Origin of the sequence: Tsuneonella deserti, from assembly GCF_014644315.1 — a bacterium.
Classification (GTDB): Bacteria; Pseudomonadota; Alphaproteobacteria; order Sphingomonadales; family Sphingomonadaceae; genus Tsuneonella; species Tsuneonella deserti.
Genome location: NZ_BMKL01000001.1, coordinates 217571 through 237698, shown reverse-complemented (window position 1 = coordinate 237698; position 20128 = coordinate 217571). Strand labels below are relative to the sequence as shown.

The window sequence follows — 20128 nt, the reverse complement described above, 5'->3', positions numbered from 1 at the left end:
CGTACGGCACGAACAGGCTAGTGCGCGCCGCGAAATGACCGGCAAGACCCCTCAGGCAATTCGCGGCACCCAGGACATCTTCGGCGCAGAGGCCGAGGCGTTCGCGCACGTCGTCGAGACGTTCGAACGCGTTCGCAAGCTATACCGCTTCCGGCGGATCGAGATGCCCGTGTTCGAGCGTACCGAGGTGTTCGCCCGATCGATCGGCGAGACGACGGACATAGTCTCGAAGGAGATGTACTCGTTCGAGGACCGCGGCGGGGAATCGCTCACCCTAAGGCCGGAGTTCACCGCCGGAATCGCGCGCGCCTTCATCACCGACGGCTGGCAGCAGCACGCGCCCTTGAAGGTCGCGACGCACGGGCCGCTGTTCCGTTACGAAAGGCCGCAGAAGGGCCGCTATCGCCAGTTCCACCAGCTCGACGCGGAGATCATCGGTGTTGCCGAGCCGCAGGCCGATGTAGAACTGCTCGCGATGGCCGACCAGTTGCTCAAGGAATTGGGCATCGCCGACGGGGTAACCCTTCGCCTCAACACGCTTGGCGACGGCGATAGCCGGGAGGCATGGCGGGCCGCGCTGGTCGAGCACTTCCGCGCCGTCAAGAACGAGCTGAGCGAAGATTCGCAGGAACGGCTCGAGAAGAACCCCCTGCGGATACTCGACAGCAAGGACCCGCGCGATCGCGCACATGTGAATGAAGCGCCCAAAATCGACAGTTATCTGTCCGATCAAGCGCTTCGTTTCTTCGAGCAGGTCACCAGCGGCCTCGATGGGGCGGGCGTGGCATGGGAACGCGATCCGGCGCTGGTGCGCGGCCTCGATTACTATCGCCACACCGCGTTCGAATTCGTTACCGACCGTCTCGGCGCGCAGGGCACCGTGCTTGGCGGGGGTCGCTACGATGGGTTGATCGACAGCCTCGGCGGCTCCCCTACCCCGGCGGTGGGCTGGGCGGCGGGGATCGAGCGGCTGGCGATGCTGGTGGGTGACAATGCCCCGCGCGAGCGGTTCGATGTCGCCATCATTCCGATGGACGAAGCGGGCCTCCCGCAAGCCAACGGCCTTGCCCGGTCGCTGCGGGACATGTCGAACTCGGTCGAGATTTTCTCCACCGGCAAGGTCAAGAAGCGCATGGCGCGCGCCAACGAAGGTGGCGCTCTGCTGGCGGTCATTATCGGGGAGGACGAGCTGGCCGCCGGCGAGGTGACCGTGCGCGACCTCTTCACCGGCGAGCAGGCGCGCGTTTCGCCGCATGAAGTGGCCGACATCGCGGCCAAGGCGCAGAATGCCCAGTGGTTGCGCGATGCCGGCGGGCCGGGCGTACCTGAAGACCGCGTCGAGACCGACGGCTGATGACCATCCCCGCCGAACGCCTCGGCCAGATCGCGCATCGCTTTGCCGAGCTCGAGGCGCGGCTGGCATCGGGCACTCTCGAAGGCGCTGAGTTTGTGGCCGCCAGTCGCGACTATTCCGAACTCGAGCCCGTCGCGCGGGCCGCCGAAACCGTGCAGACGATGCGCGCCGAGCTGGCCGAGCTGGAATCGCTAAACGACGGCGATCCGGAGATGAAGGCGCTCGCCGAAGAAGAGATCACGCGGCTGCGAAGTGAACTTCCCTCCGCCGAGCGCGCGCTGTCGATCGCCATGCTGCCACGCGACAGTGCCGATGCGCGGCCCGCGATGCTGGAAATCCGCGCCGGCACGGGCGGCGATGAAGCGGCGCTGTTCGCGGCCGACCTGTACCGGATGTACGAGCGCTACGCGGCCGAACAGGGCTGGCGGGTGGAGCCGGTCAGCATGAACGCCAGCGACATCGGCGGCTTCAAGGAAATCGTCGCCAATATCGCCGGCAACGGTGTGTTCGCGAAACTGAAGTTCGAGAGCGGGGTTCACCGCGTCCAGCGCGTGCCGGTGACCGAGAGCGGCGGGCGCATCCATACCAGCGCGGCCACCGTCGCCGTCCTGCCCGAACCGGACGAAGTCGACGTTCAGCTCGATCCCAACGACATCAAGACCGATATCTACCGCGCGAGCGGTGCGGGCGGCCAGCATGTCAACACCACCGATTCGGCTGTCAGGCTCACTCACCTGCCAACCGGCCTGGTGGTTATCCAGCAGGACCAGCGCAGCCAGCACAAGAACAAGGACAAGGCGATGCAAGTCTTGCGCACTCGCCTTTACGACCTGAAGCGTGCCGAAGCGCATGGGGCAGAGGCCGAGGCGCGAAAAGCCATGGTCGGCTCCGGTGATCGGTCCGAGCGCATTCGCACCTACAACTTCCCGCAGGGGCGCGTCACCGACCACCGGATCGGCCTCACCCTGCACAAGCTCGACGAAGTGCTTGCCGGGCCAGGCCTGGGCGAACTGATCGACGCGCTGACGACCGAGGACGAGGCCAAGCGGCTTGCCGCCCTGGGCGAATGACAGTCGCGGAAGCGATCCGCGCGGCGAGCGAGCGGCTTGCAGGCACCTCGGACACCGCCCGGCTGGATGTCGAGCTTCTGATGGCCCATGCGCTGGGCTGCTCTCGCTCTGAAGTGCTGCTGCGCCACATGCGCGATCCGGCACCGGCCGGGTTCGAGGCGCTGGTAGCCCGGCGGATCAGCCACGAGCCGGTCGCCTACATCACCGGCGAGCAGGAGTTCTACGGGCGCCGTTTCCGGGTCTCCCCCGCCGTGCTCATCCCCCGGGGCGACAGCGAGACGCCGGTCATCGCTGCGCTGGAGGCACGTGGCGAGGCGCGCAGGGTGCTGGATTGCGGGACCGGATCGGGGGCGTTGCTGCTCACTCTCCTCGCCGAGCTCCCCGCAGCGCGCGGAGTTGGCATCGACCGCTCCGCCGGGGCGCTCGCGATCGCTTCGCAGAACGCGCTCAACCTGGGCCTCGCGGATCGCGCCGATCTGCGCGTGGCGGACTGGACCGCGCCGGGATGGACAGACCCGTTGGGCAAGTTCGACCTCGTCATCGCCAACCCGCCTTACGTCGAGGACACCGCCCCCCTCGATCGCTCGGTGCGCGATCACGAACCGCACGGGGCGCTGTTCGCCGGGCCTGAAGGGCTCGAGGATTACCGGGTGCTTATCCCTCGGCTGCCCGATCTTTTGGAGCCCCACGGCGTGGCCGTGCTGGAGATCGGGCATCGCCAGCACGAGGCAGTCTCCGCCATCGCGCGGGAAGCGGGCTTCACCGCCGCGCTGCATCGCGACCTGGCCGGACGACCCCGCGCGCTGGTGCTCAGTCGCAACTCCTGACGATAAGCACTTGGCAAACGCCTTCGCGATAGCTAACTCTGTTGCCAACCCTTGCGGATTGCGGCGCGTTCGCCACCCGCTTCGGGCCAAGCTCCAACATTTGCATGATCTCGCGGGTGGTCAGCCCGGTTAGCAGGGCAAATAGGGAACCGCGTTCACGCGAGCGCGATGAGGGGTCATGTGGCCGTATCGGCGATGGGATCGTCAGAACGGTACTGAGAAGGAAGAATTTTTCCTTGAACAACAACAGCAACAGCAATCGCGGCAATAACCGCCGGCGTGGCCGTGGCAATCGCCAGCAGGGCGGCGGCAACCAGAACCGGATCGATAGCCGGGCACGGGGCAACGCGCCGCAGATGCTCGACAAGTATCGCAAGCTCGCGCAGGACGCGCAGCACAATGGCGACCGCGTGCAGGCCGAATATTACCTGCAGTTCGCGGACCATTACTTCCGCGTCATCGCCGACAGCCGCCCGCGCCAGGAAGAGGCGCGCGGACAGCGGCGTGACGAGCGCGATTTCTCATCGGAAGAAGATGGTGACGAGGACGACTTCGAGGGCCAGCGCGGTGCCCGCGAGGATCGCAACCAGGACAGGCGGCGTGACGAGGGCCCGCGCAACGATCGCCAGCGCGATGACCGTTCCCAGGAGCGTGGGCGGGACGAGCGTCCCCGCGAGGATCGCCCCCGCGAGGACCGTCCGCGGAACAACGATCGCAACCGTTCGGATCGGCAGCGCCAGCCGCGCAGCAACGAGAGTGAACCGCAGGTCGAGCGGGAGCCGGCAGGCGCCGACAGCGAAGGCGGCAACGCCTACGAACCGGCCGACAATCCTTTCGTCCGCCCCAGCCGCCCGCGCACCCGCGACGGTGGTCGCGCCCGCCGGCCGCGCAACGAGGGCGAGACCGAGGAAATGACCGGCAACACCGGCGAGATCGATGCCGCGGCGCTTCCTCCTTCGCTTTCCGCTCACGTCGAGCAGGGAGACGCACAGCCCGAGATGGAAGCCGCACCGACCACTCGCAAGCTTCCTCCGCGCCGCCGCCGCAAGCCGGCCGATGACGCCGGCGAAGGCGACAGCCTGACCGCGGTCGGCTGATCGCAGGCGAGCGCGCACCGGAGTGCGCACGGTACTGGCTTCTTCCGGTCGGGCCTTCGTAGCCCATCCACGGCTTGGCGCGCTTGGCGCGGGGCTGGTTGCCGCGCTGGGCTTTCCCCCGCTCGGCCTGTGGCCGCTTGCCCTCCTTGGAATGGCGGGCCTTGCAGTGCTGCTTGCCCGCACGACGGGCTGGCGGCAGGCCGCGTGGCTCGGTTGGCTGTTCGGCATTGCCCACTTCACTTTCGCCAACAACTGGATCGCGACTGCGTTCACGTTCCAGGCGAACATGCCCGCCGCGCTCGGGTGGGCCGCGGTGCCTTTGCTGGCGGTATACCTCGCGGTCTATCCGGCCCTCGGCGCGGCGATGGCGCGGGCGGTCGGGGGAACCCGCGCGGTCCCCCTGGCCTTGGCGCTCGGCGCGGCATGGACGCTCTCGGAATGGCTGAGGAGCTGGGTGTTCACCGGATACGCGTGGGATCCCTTCGGGCTCACGCTGCTGGGGCCGTTCGACCGGCCCGGCCTCGCCGCACTCCTGCCCTGGCTGGGGACTTACGCGCTGTCGGGATTGGCCGTGTTGATCGCCGGCGGGCTTGCGGCCCTGCTCAGCGTGGGGGCCTGGTGGCGTGCCCTGGCGGTGCTGGCGCTGGTAGGCGCCGGGATGTACCTGCCCGCCCCCGCCGAACGGCGCGGCGCGCTGGCGCTGACGCTGATCCAGCCCGGCTTTCTCCAGGACGAGCTCGACCGGCCGGATCTCTATGAAGCGCATTTCCTCGAGCTCGCCGCTGCCACCGCGCCGCGGCGGGACAGCGGGGAGCGGCTGGTACTGTGGCCTGAATCCGGCCTGCCGGACTACCTGCGGGACGGGTACCCCCGCTCGTACTATCTCTCTACCACCGCCGGGGCCGATCCGAAGTTCGCGCGCACCCGCATCGGACAGACGATCGGGACGGGAAGCCTGCTGCTTACCGGGGCCGTCGACTTGCAGATCGGGGACGGACGCGCGGTCGGCGCGTACAACGTCGTCACCGCGCTCGACGCGCAGGGTGAAATCGTCGGCAGTTACCGCAAGGCGCACCTCGTCCCGTACGGCGAATACCTCGCTTTGCGCTGGCTGCTCGAGCCCCTGGGCGCCACGCGGCTGGTGGCGGGAAGCATCGATTTCCTCCCCGGTCCGGGCCCGCGCACGATCGATCTGGGCTCCTACGGACGGGCAGGCATGCAGATCTGCTACGAAATAACCTTTGCCGGGCAGGTGGTCGATCGCTCCAACCGGCCGGACTACATCTTCAATCCATCAAACGACGGCTGGTTCGGCCGGTTCGGGCCGCCCCAGCACCTGGGCCAGGCGCGGATGCGGGCCATCGAGGAAGGATTGCCGGTCCTGCGCGCGACGGTGAACGGCATCAGCGCGGTAATCGATGCGCACGGCGTGGTGCGCGCTCACCTGGGCCAGAGCCACCTTCCCGGGCGCATCGACGGCTTCGTTCCCCGCGCTCTTCCGCCGACCCTGTTTGCGATGGCAGGCAACCTGCTTTCACTGGCCTGGGCGCTCGCCGTCCTCGCCGTCGCGGGCCTTGTCAGGCGTCGGCGCGGCGGCTAGGGCTCGGGCGAATTCACATATAAAGCTTTCCTTATATCGGGATATCCAGTCCATGCGCGCTGATTACCTGTTCACCTCCGAGAGCGTTTCCGAAGGTCACCCCGACAAAGTTTCGGACCAGATTTCCGACGCGATCGTCGACCTGTTCCTTTCGAAGGACCCGCAGGCGCGCGTGGCGTGCGAAACGCTGACCACGACGCAGAAGGTCGTCATCGCGGGCGAGATCCGCGGCGAAGGGATTATGGACACCGAAGGCAACTGGGCCCCCGGCGTCGAACAGGAGATCGAGGACACCGTGCGCGGCGTGGTTCGCGACATCGGTTACGAGCAGGACGGTTTCCACTGGAAGACGCTCGATTTCCAGAACAACCTCCACCCGCAGTCGGCCCACATCGCGCAAGGCGTGGACGCCGGCGAGAGCAAGGACGAAGGCGCAGGCGACCAGGGCATCATGTTCGGCTTCGCCTGCGACGAGACGCCCGACCTGATGCCGGCGACGCTGTATTACAGCCACAAGATCCTCGAGCGGATGGCCGCCGACCGCCACAGCGGCAAGGCGCCGTTTCTCGAGCCCGACACCAAGAGCCAGGTCACCCTGCGCTTCCGCGACGGCAAGCCCGCCGCGGCGACCGCCATCGTCGTCTCGACCCAGCATGCTCCCGGCTATGATGAAGGCGCGAAGGAAGCCGAGCTGCACAATTACGTTAAGGGCGTGATCGCCGACGTGATCCCGCGCGAGCTGCTGACCAACGAGACCGTCTACCACATCAATCCCACCGGCAGCTTCGAGATCGGCGGGCCCGATGGCGACGCCGGGCTGACGGGCCGCAAGATCATCGTCGATACCTACGGCGGCGCGGCTCCGCACGGCGGCGGCGCGTTCTCGGGCAAGGACCCGACCAAGGTCGATCGCTCTGCCGCATACGTCACCCGCTATCTCGCCAAGAACGTGGTCGCGGCGGGCCTCGCACGGCGCTGCACGATCCAGATCGCCTATGCGATCGGCGTGTCGCAGCCCCTCTCGCTCTATGTCGATACCCACGGCACCGGCACGGTTGCCGACGAGAAGCTGGAAGCGGCGATCGCCAAGGTCGCAGCCGACCGGCTCGGCGGCCTGACGCCGCGCGGCATCCGCGAGGGCCTTAGCCTCAACAAGCCGATCTATCGCAAGACGGCCGCCTACGGCCATTTCGGCCGGACCGCCTCGGGCGACGACTTCCCGTGGGAGAAGACCGACCTGGTCGACGCGCTGAAGGCCGCCGCGGCCTGATCCGGCCTCCTCAGGCCGGGCCTTCGCGCGCCCGCGCCAGATCCTTATCGATCGTACGGGCGGCGAGCAGGTAATGCGCCGCCGCCCAGAGTGAAATCAGCCCTGCGCCCGCCATCGCGTAACCGAGCGCGATGTCGCTTGGGTAGCCCGCGCTCGCCAGCTCGTCGCTCAGCCAGCCCACCAGCACCGGCCCCAGGCCGCCGACCAGTCCGCCGAAGATGTTCGTGAAGGCGTGCCCGGTGGCGCGCATCCGCGGATGAAGCATGTTCTGCAAGGATCCGGCCGTGGGGCCGAGGAAGGTGAACTGCATGAGTGTCGAAAGCGCAGTGAACACGACGAACACGGCCAGGTCCCCGCGGGTCATCGCGATCACGTAAAGCGGGGCGGCCACCAGCAGGCATATGCCGGGAAACAGCGCATGGGCGGACTTCAGGCGTGGAGCGAGCCGGTCGGCGATCGTCCCGCCAAGGCCGACGGAAAGCGCCGCGGGGAAGCTCGCGATCAGTGCGGTGACCAGCCCGGCCTCCCCTACCGGCAATCCGAACCGCCTGGTCATCAGGGCAGAGAGAAACGCGATCAGGCCGAAGCCCACGAGTGAGGCAAGAGCCGAACCCATGATGAGGTGCCGTGCGCTGCGCAGCGCGAGCAGGCGGCCGAGAACTGCGCGAACGGGCGGCACCGCGTGATCGATCTCCCCGTCGTGCGCACCGCGCGGCGGCTCCTTGACGAACAGCCAGACCAACAGTGCCAGCACGATCCCAGGCAGGCCGGTCACGATGAATGCCCAGCGCCAACCCCAGGTCTGGGCGACGAACCCGCCGAGGCCAAGCCCGATGAAAGCCCCAAGCGGGGCCGCGAGCAGGAGAATGGACATCGCGCTCGCGCGGCGGTGGGGCGGGTAATAGTCCGAGATGACCGACTGGTTCGCAGGCAGGCCAACCGCCTCGCCGACCCCAACCGCGATCCGCGCGGCGAGAAGCTGGTGCCATCCCTGGACGAAGCCGCTGGCAGTTGCCGCCGCCGACCACAGCAGCGTGCCGATGGTGGTCAGCGTCAGCCGCCGCCGATGCTCCGCCAGCCGCGCTATGCCCACACCGATGACGATGTTGAGCGCCGAGTAGGCCAGCCCGAGCAGACCGATCTGCGCGTCGCTCAGGCCGAATTCGGCCTTGAGAGGCTCGACCAGCGCGTTGACGACGATCCGGTCGATGAACCCGATCGTGCCGATCATCGTGAGGATAGTCAGCGCCAGCGCGGGAGAATGGCGGCGGAGGCGGCTCATCCGGGGGACCTTGCGGGCAGGCGCGGCTCGTTCAGCTCAATGATCCGTTGAGCCGCTCGATCGCCTCGACATACTCTTCCCTGAAAGCCTGGACGACCGCGCGCGCGGGGCGGACTTCCTCGACGAGGCCGACACCCTGGCCGACGAAGTAGCTGACGAGCGCCCGTGCCTCGGCATTTCCGGTTTCCGCGGCCCGCTCGATCCGCGCAAAGGCCGGTTCAGAAACCATGCCCATCAATGGCATCGGCAGGGCGCCAGGGCCGTCCGGCGCGTCCCACGCTTCGTGCCAGGCGGTCTTGAGCTGGCGCGCGGGCTTGCCGGTGCGGCTCCGCGAACGGACCGTATCGCGGCTGCGCGCGCTGACCATCTTTTCACGGAAGGCCTCGCTCGTTTCGCTCTCGGGCGTCGCAAGCCAGACGCTGCCGGTCCATGCGCCATCCGCGCCCGCCGCCATCATCGCCGCCATCTGGCTCCCGGTCATGATCCCGCCAGCGGCCAGGACAGGAGTGTCGTAACCCGCGCCGCGCAGCGCCCGAACGACTTCGGGGATCAGCACCAAGGTGGAGACCTCACCGCAGTGCCCGCCGGCCTCGCCGCCTTGCGCGACGATGATGTCCACCCCCGCCTCCGCCTGGCGGATCGCGTGTTCCTTTGCCCCGACCAGCGCGGCGACCGGGACACCGCGCTTCTTGCCTTCGGCGATCATCGCCGCGGGCGCGATGCCCAGCGCATTGGCGATCAGCTTGATCGGGTGCCGGAAGGCCACTTCCATCAGCGCTAGGCCGTTTTCGGGCGTGATGCCCATCCGTTCCCGCAATGGCGCAACCGAGCGATTGGCCTCTACGCCGAATTGCGCCAGCAGGTCGGCGGCGAATTCGGCATACTTCGGGTCGATCGCAGCGGCCCGGGTGGCGTTGTCGGTCATCCCGGCGACGCGCGGATCGATGGTTTCGGGCACGATCACATCAACGCCGTAAGGAGCGCCGTCGACATGCGCGTCGATCCAGGCCAGCTCTTCCTCGAGCTGCTCGGGCGAGAAGCGCGTCGCGCCGAGGACGCCGAAACCGCCCGCCTTGCTGACCGCGGCGACCACGTCGCGGCAGTGGCTGAATGCGAACAGCGGGAATTCCGCCCCGGTCATCCGGCAGACTGCGTTGTTCATGCGGTCACGGCCTCCTCGTAACGAGCGGTTGTCTTGGCGGCGATCTCTTCAGCGGAGACTCCGGGCGCCAGTTCGACCAGCCGGAACGGGCTGGAATGATCGGGGCGCTGGAACACGGCGAGATCCGTGACGATCATGTCGATCACGTTCCTGCCCGTCAGCGGAAGGGTGCATTCGGGGATGAACTTGGGGCTGCCATCCTTGGCGGTGTGCTCCATCACCACGATGATCTTCTTGACCCCGGCGACGAGGTCCATCGCCCCGCCCATGCCCTTGATCATCTTGCCGGGGATCATCCAGTTGGCGATATCGCCCCGCTCGCTCACTTCCATCGCGCCGAGCACCGTAAGGTCGATATGCCCGCCGCGGATCATCGCGAAGCTCTGCGCGCTGTCGAAATAGGCGCTGTGCGGCAGCTCGCTGATGGTCTGCTTGCCTGCGTTGATGAGATCGGGGTCCACCTCGTCGTCGTAAGGGAACGGTCCGATGCCGAGCATTCCATTCTCGCTCTGCAGCGTGACCTGCATTCCTTCCGGGATGTGGTTGGCGACCAGGGTCGGAATGCCGATGCCGAGGTTGACGTAGTAGCCGTCCCTCAGTTCGCGCGCGGCGCGGGCGGCCATTTCGTCACGGGTCCAGGGCATGGGAATCTATCCTTCAGGTCAGCGGTTGAGGGATCAGGAACCAGCCGGCCCCGATCAACTTTTCGAGCGGCGCGGCAAGCGCCGGGTCTTTAAGGTACTGGAACAACTCGTCGAAATCGCTGCGCTCGTCTCCGGCGATGGCGACGATGCAGAAGACCTTTGCCAGATCCTCGCGACGGGTCTGCTTGCGCTCCCGCGGATAGCGCAACAGCACCAGTTCGTCGTGACCTGCGGGATCGAGGCCAGAGGCGGCGAGCGCCTGGCGGACGTCGCCCGCCCGGTCGGCGGAGTTTCCGGTGATCCAGCCGATCGTAACGCCTTGCGCGCGGAGGGCTGCCAGCCCCGAAGCCAATGCCCGGTCGCCGCGTATGGCGACCGAGGGGTCGAGCAGGGCCGAGCCGGGATCGAGATCGATAACCACCGCAGCGGGATGGATTGAACATTCGCTGGTGACCGGCTCCAGCGACCCTCTTGTAGCGAGCAGCGCCGAGCGGCGCTCGTTGCCCGCCGGCGGGAGTGCCCCCTGCTGGGCCGCGAAGTCGAGGAAGCTGGTATATCCGCCAGATTCCGCGGACGGAGCGGGTGGGGTGACCGGGGGCGGAGGCAAGGCGGCGACAAGCTGCTCGATCGTCCTGCCTTGTAGCGCATCGCCAGGGGTAGAGTGTGCCGCACGGTCCGCACCGACTGATTTGCCAGCCGTCGAATCCTGCATCGCGCTGCCGGATTGACCGCCCTCTTCCGCAGCTCGGCTCCCGCCCCCTTCATCGCCGTGAACGCTTGGCCGCATGCCGATGACGCCGGTGGCGGCAATCGCCGGCAGCGCCGCTGCGACGCACCCTGACAAGGCGGGCAATGCGGCGAGAGCCGACGCCGCCAGGCCAAGGCGTGGCGCGCACTTCAAGCGTTCGCGGCCTCTTGCGCGGTTCGCTCGCGCGTGGTGCGGAACTCGATCTTCTTGTCGTAAGGAGCGCCTGAAACGATGCGCTGGACGTAGACGCCGGGCAGGTGGATGCAGTCCGGATCGAGGCTCCCCACGGGCACCACTTCCTCCACCTCTACCACGCAGACCTTTCCGCAGGTGGCGGCCGGCAGGTTGAAGTTGCGCGCCGTCTTGCGGAACACGAGGTTGCCGGTCTCGTCGGCTTTCCAGGCCTTGACGATGGCGAGGTCGGCGAAGATCCCGCGCTCGAGAATGTAATCCTCGCCGTCGAAGGCCTTCACTTCCTTGCCCTCGGCGACTTTCGTGCCGACGCCGGTGCGCGTGTAGAACCCGGGGATTCCGGCTCCGCCTGCACGCATTCGCTCGGCCAGCGTTCCCTGCGGGCAGAACTCCACCTCGAGCTCTCCCGCCAGGTACTGCCGCTCGAACTCCTTGTTCTCGCCAACGTAGCTGGAGATCATCTTCCTCACCTGCCGGGTGCGCAGCAGCTTGCCGATGCCCTCGTTGTCAATGCCGGCATTGTTCGAGCAGAACGTCAGGCCTTTGACCCCGCTATCGCGTATGGCGTCGATCAGGCGCTCGGGGACGCCGCATAGGCCGAAGCCCCCGCTGGCGATCAGCATATCGTCGCGGAGAACGCCTTCGAGGGCAGCGGCGGCATCGGGGTAGATTTTGTTCATCGGGGCGATCTCTAGGACGCCAGCGGCCTCTTGTCACGGCCCCTCGCGCGCGAGCCGCGCAATGCCGCAGTGCAACAAAAAGGGCCGCGAGGGATGGCAGACGCCTGAATAATTTATAGGGAAAACAAGCACCGCCGCTGACCGTTGCGTTTGGCGCAACTCTCAATGTCTTTTTCGCACTTGCACAAAAATGCCCTTACCAGCATATCAGGCGGGCCTTTCAGGCATCCTCTCCCAAAGACTTCCAAGGCCCGGCAGGTTCATCCCGCCGGGCCTTTTTTTCGTCCGTCCTGTGTTGCCGACCCGGCACCGAAACGCGCTTTCGTTCATTGGCAAAGCGAGCCCGGCTTCCTAGCTTCCGGGAAGACGAACGATAAGCGACAGGAGGGCCCGACCGATGGCCGATGCAGATGCCACGGCGGCAGCAGACGACAAGACGATCCGGCTTCAGGTCGCGGCTGCCCGCCAGGAGGAAAGCGGCCAGGGCATCGCGCGGATGCCGCGCAGTGCGTTCCAGGCGCTCGGGATCACCGAGGGCGACGTGATCGAGATCACCGGCAAGCGCACTACCGCGGCCATCGCCGTGCATGCCTACGACGAGGACCAGACGCTCGAGGTTGTCCGCCTCGACGGGTTGCAGCGGGGCAACGCCGAGACCGGTTCGGGCGAGCACGTCACCATTCGCCGCGCGGAATCACGTGCCGCCAGCCGGGTCGTGTTTGCCCCGGCGCAGCGCGAGATGCGTCTCCAGGGCCCCGCGCAGGCGCTCCAGCGCAACTTCTTCCGCAAGCCGCTGGTGGCCGGAGACATCGTCGCCACGACGGGGCAGCAGCCGGTCCAGAACATGCCCGCCGAAGTGCGCCGCATGTTCAACGCGCCGGCCTATGCCCTCACCCAGATCCGCCTGACGGTGGTGTCGACGAACCCCAAGGGCATCGTCCACATCGACGAGAACACCGAAGTGGAACTGCGGGCCGAGTTCGAGGAGCTGCGCGACGGACGCGCGGTGGTAAACTATGACGACGTCGGCGGGATAGGCGACACCATCCAGCAATTGCGCGAGATGGTCGAGCTACCCCTGCGTTATCCCGAATTGTTCACTCGGCTCGGCGTCGATCCGCCCAAGGGCGTGTTGCTGCATGGCCCGCCGGGAACCGGCAAGACGCGGCTGGCCCAGGCGGTCGCGAACGAGAGCGACGCCACCTTCATCACCATCAACGGACCCGAGATCATGGGTTCGGGCTATGGCGAGAGCGAAAAGCGGCTGCGCGAGGTGTTCGAGGAAGCGTCCAAGAATTCCCCTGCCATCATCTTCATCGACGAAATCGACTCGATCGCGCCCAAGCGCAGCCAGGTCGCCGGCGAGGCGGAGAAGCGCCTAGTCGCGCAGTTGCTGACCTTGATGGACGGGCTCGAGGCGCGCTCGAACATCGTGGTCATCGCCGCCACCAACCGGCCCGACGCAATCGACGAGGCGCTGCGCCGGCCAGGCCGGTTCGACCGCGAGATCGTCATCGGCGTGCCGGACGAGAAAGGCCGGCGCGAAATCCTCGCCATCCATACCCGCGGCATGCCGCTGGGCGACAAGGTCGATCTCGAAGAGCTTTCGCGCACCACGCACGGCTTCGTCGGCGCCGACATCGCCGCGCTGGCGCGCGAAGCGGCGATCGAGGCGGTCCGGCGCATCATGCCGCGGCTCGACCTCGACGCGCGCGAGATACCGACCGAAGTGCTCGAGGATCTGATGGTCACCCGCGAGGACTTCATGGCGGCGTTGAAGCGCGTGCAGCCAAGCGCGATGCGTGAAGTGATGGTGCAGGTGCCCAACGTCGGCTGGAGCGACATCGGCGGGCTTACCGAGGCCACCGACAAGCTCAAGGAAGGGGTCGAGCTTCCGCTCAAGAACCCGGACGCCTTCCGGAGATTGGGGATCCGCCCGGCCAAGGGCTTCCTGCTCTATGGTCCTCCGGGCACCGGCAAGACGCTGCTCGCCAAGGCGGTTGCCAAGGAAGCGGAAGCGAACTTCATCTCGATGAAAAGCTCGGACCTGCTCTCCAAGTGGTACGGCGAGAGCGAGCAGCAGATCGCGCGCCTGTTCCAGCGCGCCCGCGCGGTCAGTCCGTGCGTGATCTTCATCGATGAAATCGACAGCCTCGTTCCGGCGCGCGGCAGCGGCCAGGGCGAGCCCGCGGTGACGGGGCGCGTGGTCAATACGATCCTCGCGGAGATGGACGGGCTCGAGGAGTTGCAGTCGGTAGTGGTGATCGGTGCGACCAATCGCCCCGCGCTTGTCGACCCGGCGCTGCTGCGGCCGGGCCGGTTCGACGAACTGGTTTACGTCGGCACCCCTGACAAAGCCGGCCGTGAGCGGATTCTTGGCATCCATACACGCGACATGCCGCTCTCAGGCGATGTCGATCTCGGCAAGGTGGCCGGTGACACCGAACGGTTCACCGGCGCCGACCTCGAGGATGTCGTGCGCCGTGCAGGCCTCGAGGCGCTCAAGCGAGCCGGCAGCGACGTCCAGCAGGTGACCGCCGCAGACTTTGCCGCCGCTCTCGAGGATTCGCGCGCCACGGTGACCGCCGCCATGGAAGAGGAATACAAGAAAATGCGCGGCGAGCTTAAGAAGCGCGCGGCGGAAACCGGCACGTCGATCGGCTTCATCACCGAAGGCATGCTGGAATCGACCCGGGAGCACAAACATGCCCCGGCGACGGTCGACGCCAAGGGTTCGAAGTAGCGCTCGCTATTCCGCAGGAGTCGGCGCCGTCACGGTCGCGTGCAAGAGCGCCTGCGGCATCGTGCGCCGCAGCCAGTCAAGCATGTGCTCGCGCACCGCGCTGCGCAGCTCGAACAGGTCGCCAACGGTCGCCGCGCTCATCGCAAGGCGAAGCTCCATCGAGCCGGCACGCGCCTCGGTGACGAAGAGCGTGCCGGTGCGCCGGTCCCAATGGGGCTGCTCCGACAGAAAGCGCAGGAACTCGGCGCGGATGGGTGCCACCTCGGTCGCCGGATCGAGATGGAGGTAGACTGGACCGGTGAGCAGTTCGCTCGCTCGGGTCCAGTTCTCGAAGCTGTTTTCGAGGAAACGGCTGGTGGGGATGACCGCCACCCGCTCGTCCCACATGCGCACGACGACGAAGCTCATGCGGATCTCCTCCACCCGCCCGCTGAATCCGTCGATCACCACCAGGTCCCCAAGGCGCAAGGGCTCGGTCATCGCCATCTGCAGCCCCGCGATGAGGGACTTGAGCGCGGGCTGCGCGGCGGCGCCGACCGCCAGCGCCGCGAGGCCCGCCGACGCAAGCAAGGTCACGCCGACCTGCCGCACGCCGGGAAGCTGGAAAAGCACCAGCCCCACGGTCACGAACACGATCACGAACGTCGCCGTGCGCGAGAGGATTGCGATGCGTGTCCGGCGGCTGCGCGCGGCGGCGATATCGGTCGATGCTTCGGCACGATACTCGAGGGCGGCAGCGAACGCCTTTACCAGGCAATAGGCCATCCAGCCGAGCAGCGCCGGGACGACGAACCGCGCTACCGCGCCCCACAGCGAGGCGATCCACGCATCCGCCTGGGCCGCCAGCGAGATCCCGATGGCTGCAGCGGCCCAGCGGGTTGGTTTGCGCAGCTGCTCCGCGACGAGGCCATCGACCGGCGTAGGCGTGCGCACGGTGAGACGGGTGACGACGGAGAAGACCGCACGATGGACAAGACCCGCCACCAGCAAAGCTGCAGCGGCCAGGAGCAGGGCGTGGAGAGCCTCGGGCCAGTCGATGGCGTAGCGCGAAAAGTCGAATGAGCCGAACATCGCCTTTCGCACTATGACCCATGCCCGGTCCTTTCAACCCGGCGCCTGCCCGCCCGCGTTTTCGCCCGTGCCCGGGATATCCGAAGCCGGGAAGCGCATCGCGACATGTACCCCTCCGGGCTCGAAATGGCGTTCGATGGACCCGCGAAGCTGGCGCGCGGCACTGGTCATCAACAGGCTACCGAAGCCCTTTCGCAGAGGCGGTTCGCCCGTTTCGGCATGTTCTTCCCGCCAGTCGAGCTCGAACATGTCGTCCGACCGGCGCCACTCGACCGTCAACGCACCTCCGCTCGACCAGCAGCCGTATTTGACGGCGTTTGTGGTGAGTTCGTGCAGTACCAGGCCAAGCGGCGTGACGCTCTTGACCGGCAGGAATAGGTCCGGCCCTTGGAGGAGCGCCTTGCGTTCCGATGAGAGGTAGGGCCGGATGGCAGTCTCGACCAGCGTGCGCAGCGGCGTGCCCTCCGCGCCATTTCCCTGTGTCACCTCGTGCGCGGCCAGCAGCGCCTGGATCCGGTCGGTGATCCGGTCCACCACCGGCTTGGACTCGGGCGCATCCTTGCCGCTCATGCGCACAATCGCCAGGATCACCGCGAACAGGTTCTTGACGCGGTGGTTGAGCTCGCGCGCCAGCAGGTCCGCTCGGTCCCGCGCCTCCGCGATCAGCGCCGCCTGGGCCGCCTCGGCATCGGCTCGCACCGCGCGGCCGACCAGCCGGTAGCCGAGCGCCAGCGCGATGAGGAGCAGAACCGCAAGCGCGGCCAACAGGGGGACGACCCTGCTTTCCGCCCGCGCGGTATCTGCGGTCGCCTCTGCCAGTTGCTCCTGCTCGATCCGTTCCAGCTCGCGCAGTGCTGCCCGCAGGCGGTCCATTACTTCCTGCCCTTCGTCGGTCAGGATCTGGCTGCGTGCCTCAAGCAGTTCGCCGCGGCTGACGAGATCCACCGAATCGGCCATTTCCGCAAACTTCGAAGCGGTCAGGTTTTCCACCTGGTCGAGCAGCTCGTTTTGCCGGGGAGTGGGCTCGTCGCCGACTAGGGTGCGAAGGCGGGCAAGCGCCGGTCGGTACTGTTCGCGCGCTACACGGTACGGGCCGAGATAGCGCTGATCGAGAGTGAGCAGGTATCCGCGCTGCCCGGTCTCTCCATTGAGCACGGCACGGTTGACGTTCACCAGTTCGGCAAGGACCTGGCTGGTCTGCCGCGCCTGTGCGCGCTCGCCACGTTCGGCCTCGATAGTCTGGAAGATGAGCAGCACGGCGCCCAGCAGCGAGACCGCGACGATCCCGAAAACGAGCAGGTTGCCGCTGCGCGCCAGGAAACGCGCCAGGGCGCGGCGCCGCCCGTCGGGCCGGGGTGTCGCGTCGTCCATGCGTTGCGCTTAGGCGGGCCCACGGGGACGCACAAGCTAGTGCGCCGCACCCCAGCTTCGGCCGGTCCCGATATCGATGCCAAGGGGCACGTCGAGGATGACGGCAGGCTGCGCGGCTTCGGCCATGACCCGCTCGATCACCGGTCGCGCCGCGTCCACGTCGCCTTCCGGTAACTCGAACACCAGTTCGTCGTGGACCTGCAGCAGCATGCGAACATGGCCCAGCTCCGCTTCCTGCAGCGCGGGCATCATCCGGGCCATCGCGCGCTTGATAATATCCGCGCTGGTGCCCTGGATCGGCGCGTTGATCGCCGCGCGCTCCGAGCCAGAACGCTCGTTAGGGTTTTTGGAATTGATGCGCGGGAACCAGGTCTTGCGGCCGAACAGCGTTTCCGAATAGCCCTTCTCGCGCACGCTCTCGAGCGTCGTGTGGATATACTGCTGGATGCCGGGGAAGCGCTGGAAGTAGGTGTCGATGATCGCCTGCGCCTCGTCCGCCTCGATGCCGAGCCGACCGCCGAGCCCCCAGCGGGAAATGCCGTAGAGGATCGCGAAGTTGACCGTCTTGGCTCGTGCTCGGGTGTCGCGATCGACCGTGCCGAACATCTCGCTCGCGGTGCGCGAGTGGATGTCTTCCCCGGCCGAGAAGGCTTCTTTCAATTGCGGCACGTTCGCCATGTGCGCCGCGAGCCGCAATTCGATCTGGCTGTAGTCCGCCGCCAGCAGCACGTTGCCTTCCTCGGCCACGAACGCCTCGCGGATCTGACGGCCGATCTCGGTGCGGATGGGAATGTTCTGCAGGTTGGGATCGGTCGAGCTCAGCCGTCCTGTCTGCGCGCCAACGAGGCTGTAGCTCGTGTGCACGCGCCCCGTATCCGGGTTGATCGCAGCCTGTAGCGCGTCGGTGTAGGTGCTCTTGAGCTTCGAGAGCTGGCGCCATTCGAGGACCTTGGTGGCGACTTCCGCGCCCTGCCCCGCGAGCGTCTCGAGGATCGCCTGGTCGGTCGAATACTGGCCGCTCTTGCCCTTGCGACCGCCCTTGTAGCCGAGCTTGTCGAACAGCACGTCGCCAAGCTGCTTGGGGCTGCCGATTGTGAATTCGATCCCGCAGCAGTCCCACACCTCGCGCTCGATCCGGGCGATCTCGGTGGCGAACTCTTCGGACAGGCGCGCAAGCTGCTGCCGGTCGACCTTGATTCCGTGACGCTCCATCTGCGCGACCACCGGGATCAACGGGCGATCGACCCGTTCATACACTTGCGTGCCGCGTTCGGTCGCGAGGCGCGGCTTGAGGTGCTTCCACAGGCGCCAGGTCACGTCGGCGTCCTCGGCCGCGTATTGCGTCGCCTTGTCGAGCGGGACCTCGCCGAAGGGAATGGCCTTCTTGCCGGTCCCGCAGATGTCCTTGAAGGTCAGCGTAGTGTGGCCAAGGTGGCGCGTCGAAAGCTCGTCCATCCCGTGCCCGCCGCCGATCCCGTCGAGGCTGCGGCCTGCGTCGAGCGCGAACGAGATGATCATCGTATCGTCGATCGGCGCGACATCGATCTTCGCGCAGCGCGACAGGATGCTGATGTCGTACTTGATGTTCTGGCCGATCTTGAGGACGGCGTCGCTTTCGAGCAGCGGGCGCAAAGCGTCGTAGGCGGCTTGACGCTCGACCTGCACCGGCCGCTCGGCAAACATGTCGCTGCCGCCGTGGCCCAGGGGAATATAGCACGCGTCGTTAGGCCCGAGGGCGAGGCTGATGCCGGCAAGCTCGGCCTTCATCGCGTCGAGGCTGCTGGTTTCCGTATCGATCGCAACGATGCGTGCCGCGAATGCGCGCTCGATCCAGTGCACCAGCCGTTCCAAGCTGGTGACGCACTCGTAGGCGCTGCGGTCAACCGGCGGCATCTCCGGCACCGGCTGGCGATTTCCTTCCGGCGCGGCAGGTGCGCCGGCGGTCTGCGCCTTGGCCGGATTGAGCTGTGTCGGCCGCTCGGGACTGCCCTTGCCGCCGTCGAGGCGCTTCAGCAGGCTGGTGAAGCCGTGCTCCGACAGGAAGGCCGCGAGCGGTTCGGGCGGCACCCCTTCGAGCTTCATGTCGTCGAGCGGGATCGGCAGTTCGCAGTCTTCCTTGAGCTGGACGAGCGTGCGCGACAGCTCGGCCATTGCGCGGCCTTCGATCAGGCGCTCGCGCAGCTTGCCGGCTTTCATCTCCGGCGCGGCGTCGAGCGCGGCGGCGAGGCTGCCGTGGTCCTGGATCAGCTTCGAGGCGGTTTTGGGCCCGATGCCGTAAATGCCGGGGATGTTGTCGACGCTGTCGCCCATGAGCGCGAGCACGTCGCCGACCAGTTCGGGCGGGACGCCGAACTTCTCGACCACTTCGGGGATGTCGATCCGCTGGTTCTTCATCGTATCGAGCATGTCGATACAGCCGCCCTCTATCCCGTCGTGCGGCTCCGAGCAGCGGCCCACGAGCTGCATCAGGTCCTTGTCGGAGCTGACGATCGTCACGTCCCACCCGCGGCGGGTCGCCTCGCGGGCGTAAGAGGCGATCAGGTCGTCGGCCTCCAGGTCGTCCTCCTCGATGCACGGCAGGCTGAACGCGCGGGTGGCGTCGCGGATCAGCGGGAACTGGGGCACCAGGTCTTCTGGCGGCGGAGGCCGGTTGGCCTTGTACTGGTCGTAGAGCACGTTGCGGAAGCTGGTCGATCCCTTGTCGAGAATGACCGCGAGGTGAGTCGGCCCGTCCGCCTTGTCCAGATCATCCGCAAGCTTCCACAGCATCGTGGTGTAGCCGTAGACCGCGCCCACCGGCGTACCCGCGGGATTCGTCAGAGGTGGCAACCGATGATAGGCGCGAAAGATGTATGCCGAGCCATCGACCAGGTAGAGATGCTGCTTGTCTGCCATCGCGATCCTGCTAGCAGCCCCGACGAACGCTGGCACCCGCTTTCGCGTGCCGAAATGTGGCCGATTCCAGGCAATTCCATGGCGAATTGCGGCAGGAATTTGGCGAAAATGTGGAATTCGGC

15 protein-coding genes are annotated in these 20128 nt (G+C 67.0%); 7 read left to right on the top strand and 8 right to left on the bottom strand.

Features of this window, described 5'->3' with window-relative positions:
• The first annotated feature begins 34 nt into the window (after nucleotides 1–34).
• From hisS to metK, 6 genes are all read left to right on the top strand, one after another.
• On the top strand, nucleotides 35–1354 hold the full coding sequence (hisS, locus tag IEW58_RS01045) for a histidine--tRNA ligase (protein WP_188643439.1): 1320 nt from the start codon (nucleotides 35–37) through the stop codon (nucleotides 1352–1354).
• Nucleotides 1354–2424 (top strand): peptide chain release factor 1, encoded by a 1071-nt coding sequence (gene prfA, locus IEW58_RS01040; protein ID WP_188643438.1) that lies wholly within the window; start codon nucleotides 1354–1356, stop codon nucleotides 2422–2424. The genes hisS and prfA overlap by 1 nt, the downstream gene beginning before the upstream one ends.
• The gene (gene prmC, locus IEW58_RS01035) at nucleotides 2421–3251 is read left to right on the top strand and encodes a peptide chain release factor N(5)-glutamine methyltransferase (RefSeq protein ID WP_188643437.1); all 831 of its coding nucleotides are present in this window, start codon (nucleotides 2421–2423) and stop codon (nucleotides 3249–3251) included. The genes prfA and prmC overlap by 4 nt, the downstream gene beginning before the upstream one ends.
• A gap of 236 nt (nucleotides 3252–3487) precedes the next feature.
• Nucleotides 3488–4348 (top strand): DUF4167 domain-containing protein, encoded by an 861-nt coding sequence (locus IEW58_RS01030; protein WP_229658364.1) that lies wholly within the window; start codon nucleotides 3488–3490, stop codon nucleotides 4346–4348.
• A 22-nt stretch (nucleotides 4349–4370) separates the two neighbouring features.
• A complete protein-coding gene (gene lnt / locus IEW58_RS01025; RefSeq protein WP_229658363.1) occupies nucleotides 4371–5948 on the top strand; it encodes an apolipoprotein N-acyltransferase in 1578 nt (525 codons plus the stop codon).
• A 52-nt stretch (nucleotides 5949–6000) separates the two neighbouring features.
• Nucleotides 6001–7218: a methionine adenosyltransferase gene (gene metK, locus IEW58_RS01020; RefSeq protein ID WP_188643435.1), complete on the top strand. Its 1218-nt coding sequence runs from the start codon at nucleotides 6001–6003 to the stop codon at nucleotides 7216–7218.
• A 10-nt stretch (nucleotides 7219–7228) separates the two neighbouring features.
• On the opposite strand, the gene IEW58_RS01015 is transcribed toward metK, so the two are convergent.
• Genes IEW58_RS01015 through IEW58_RS00995 form a run of 5 tightly spaced genes read right to left on the bottom strand, consistent with a single transcriptional unit; the run spans nucleotide 7229 to nucleotide 11926 of the window.
• Nucleotides 7229–8500 (bottom strand): spinster family MFS transporter, encoded by a 1272-nt coding sequence (locus IEW58_RS01015; protein WP_188643434.1) that lies wholly within the window; start codon nucleotides 8498–8500, stop codon nucleotides 7229–7231.
• 31 nt (nucleotides 8501–8531) lie between these two features.
• Nucleotides 8532–9662 (bottom strand): NAD(P)H-dependent flavin oxidoreductase, encoded by a 1131-nt coding sequence (locus IEW58_RS01010; protein WP_188643433.1) that lies wholly within the window; start codon nucleotides 9660–9662, stop codon nucleotides 8532–8534.
• On the bottom strand, nucleotides 9659–10306 hold the full coding sequence (locus IEW58_RS01005) for a CoA transferase subunit B (protein ID WP_188643432.1): 648 nt from the start codon (nucleotides 10304–10306) through the stop codon (nucleotides 9659–9661). Before IEW58_RS01005 ends, IEW58_RS01010 begins: the two co-directional genes overlap by 4 nt.
• A gap of 13 nt (nucleotides 10307–10319) precedes the next feature.
• On the bottom strand, nucleotides 10320–11207 hold the full coding sequence (locus tag IEW58_RS01000; RefSeq protein WP_188643431.1) for an HAD family hydrolase: 888 nt from the start codon (nucleotides 11205–11207) through the stop codon (nucleotides 10320–10322).
• Entirely contained in the window at nucleotides 11204–11926 is a 723-nt protein-coding gene (locus IEW58_RS00995) for a CoA transferase subunit A (protein WP_188643430.1), read from the bottom strand. Before IEW58_RS00995 ends, IEW58_RS01000 begins: the two co-directional genes overlap by 4 nt.
• Nucleotides 11927–12323: 397 nt before the next feature.
• Here IEW58_RS00995 and IEW58_RS00990 point away from each other — a divergent pair, with 397 nt between their 5' ends.
• A complete protein-coding gene (locus IEW58_RS00990) occupies nucleotides 12324–14669 on the top strand; it encodes a CDC48 family AAA ATPase (RefSeq protein WP_188643429.1) in 2346 nt (781 codons plus the stop codon).
• A gap of 6 nt (nucleotides 14670–14675) precedes the next feature.
• Here IEW58_RS00990 and IEW58_RS00985 read toward each other — a convergent pair whose 3' ends face one another.
• The 3 genes from IEW58_RS00985 to polA are packed head-to-tail and all read right to left on the bottom strand — an operon-like array spanning nucleotide 14676 to nucleotide 20006.
• Nucleotides 14676–15740: a mechanosensitive ion channel family protein gene (locus IEW58_RS00985; protein ID WP_188643428.1), complete on the bottom strand. Its 1065-nt coding sequence runs from the start codon at nucleotides 15738–15740 to the stop codon at nucleotides 14676–14678.
• Nucleotides 15741–15773: 33 nt separating this feature from the next.
• Nucleotides 15774–17111: a sensor histidine kinase gene (locus IEW58_RS00980; RefSeq protein WP_188643427.1), complete on the bottom strand. Its 1338-nt coding sequence runs from the start codon at nucleotides 17109–17111 to the stop codon at nucleotides 15774–15776.
• A 36-nt stretch (nucleotides 17112–17147) separates the two neighbouring features.
• Entirely contained in the window at nucleotides 17148–20006 is a 2859-nt protein-coding gene (gene polA / locus IEW58_RS00975; RefSeq protein WP_188643426.1) for a DNA polymerase I, read from the bottom strand.
• Nucleotides 20007–20128 lie beyond the last annotated feature (122 nt).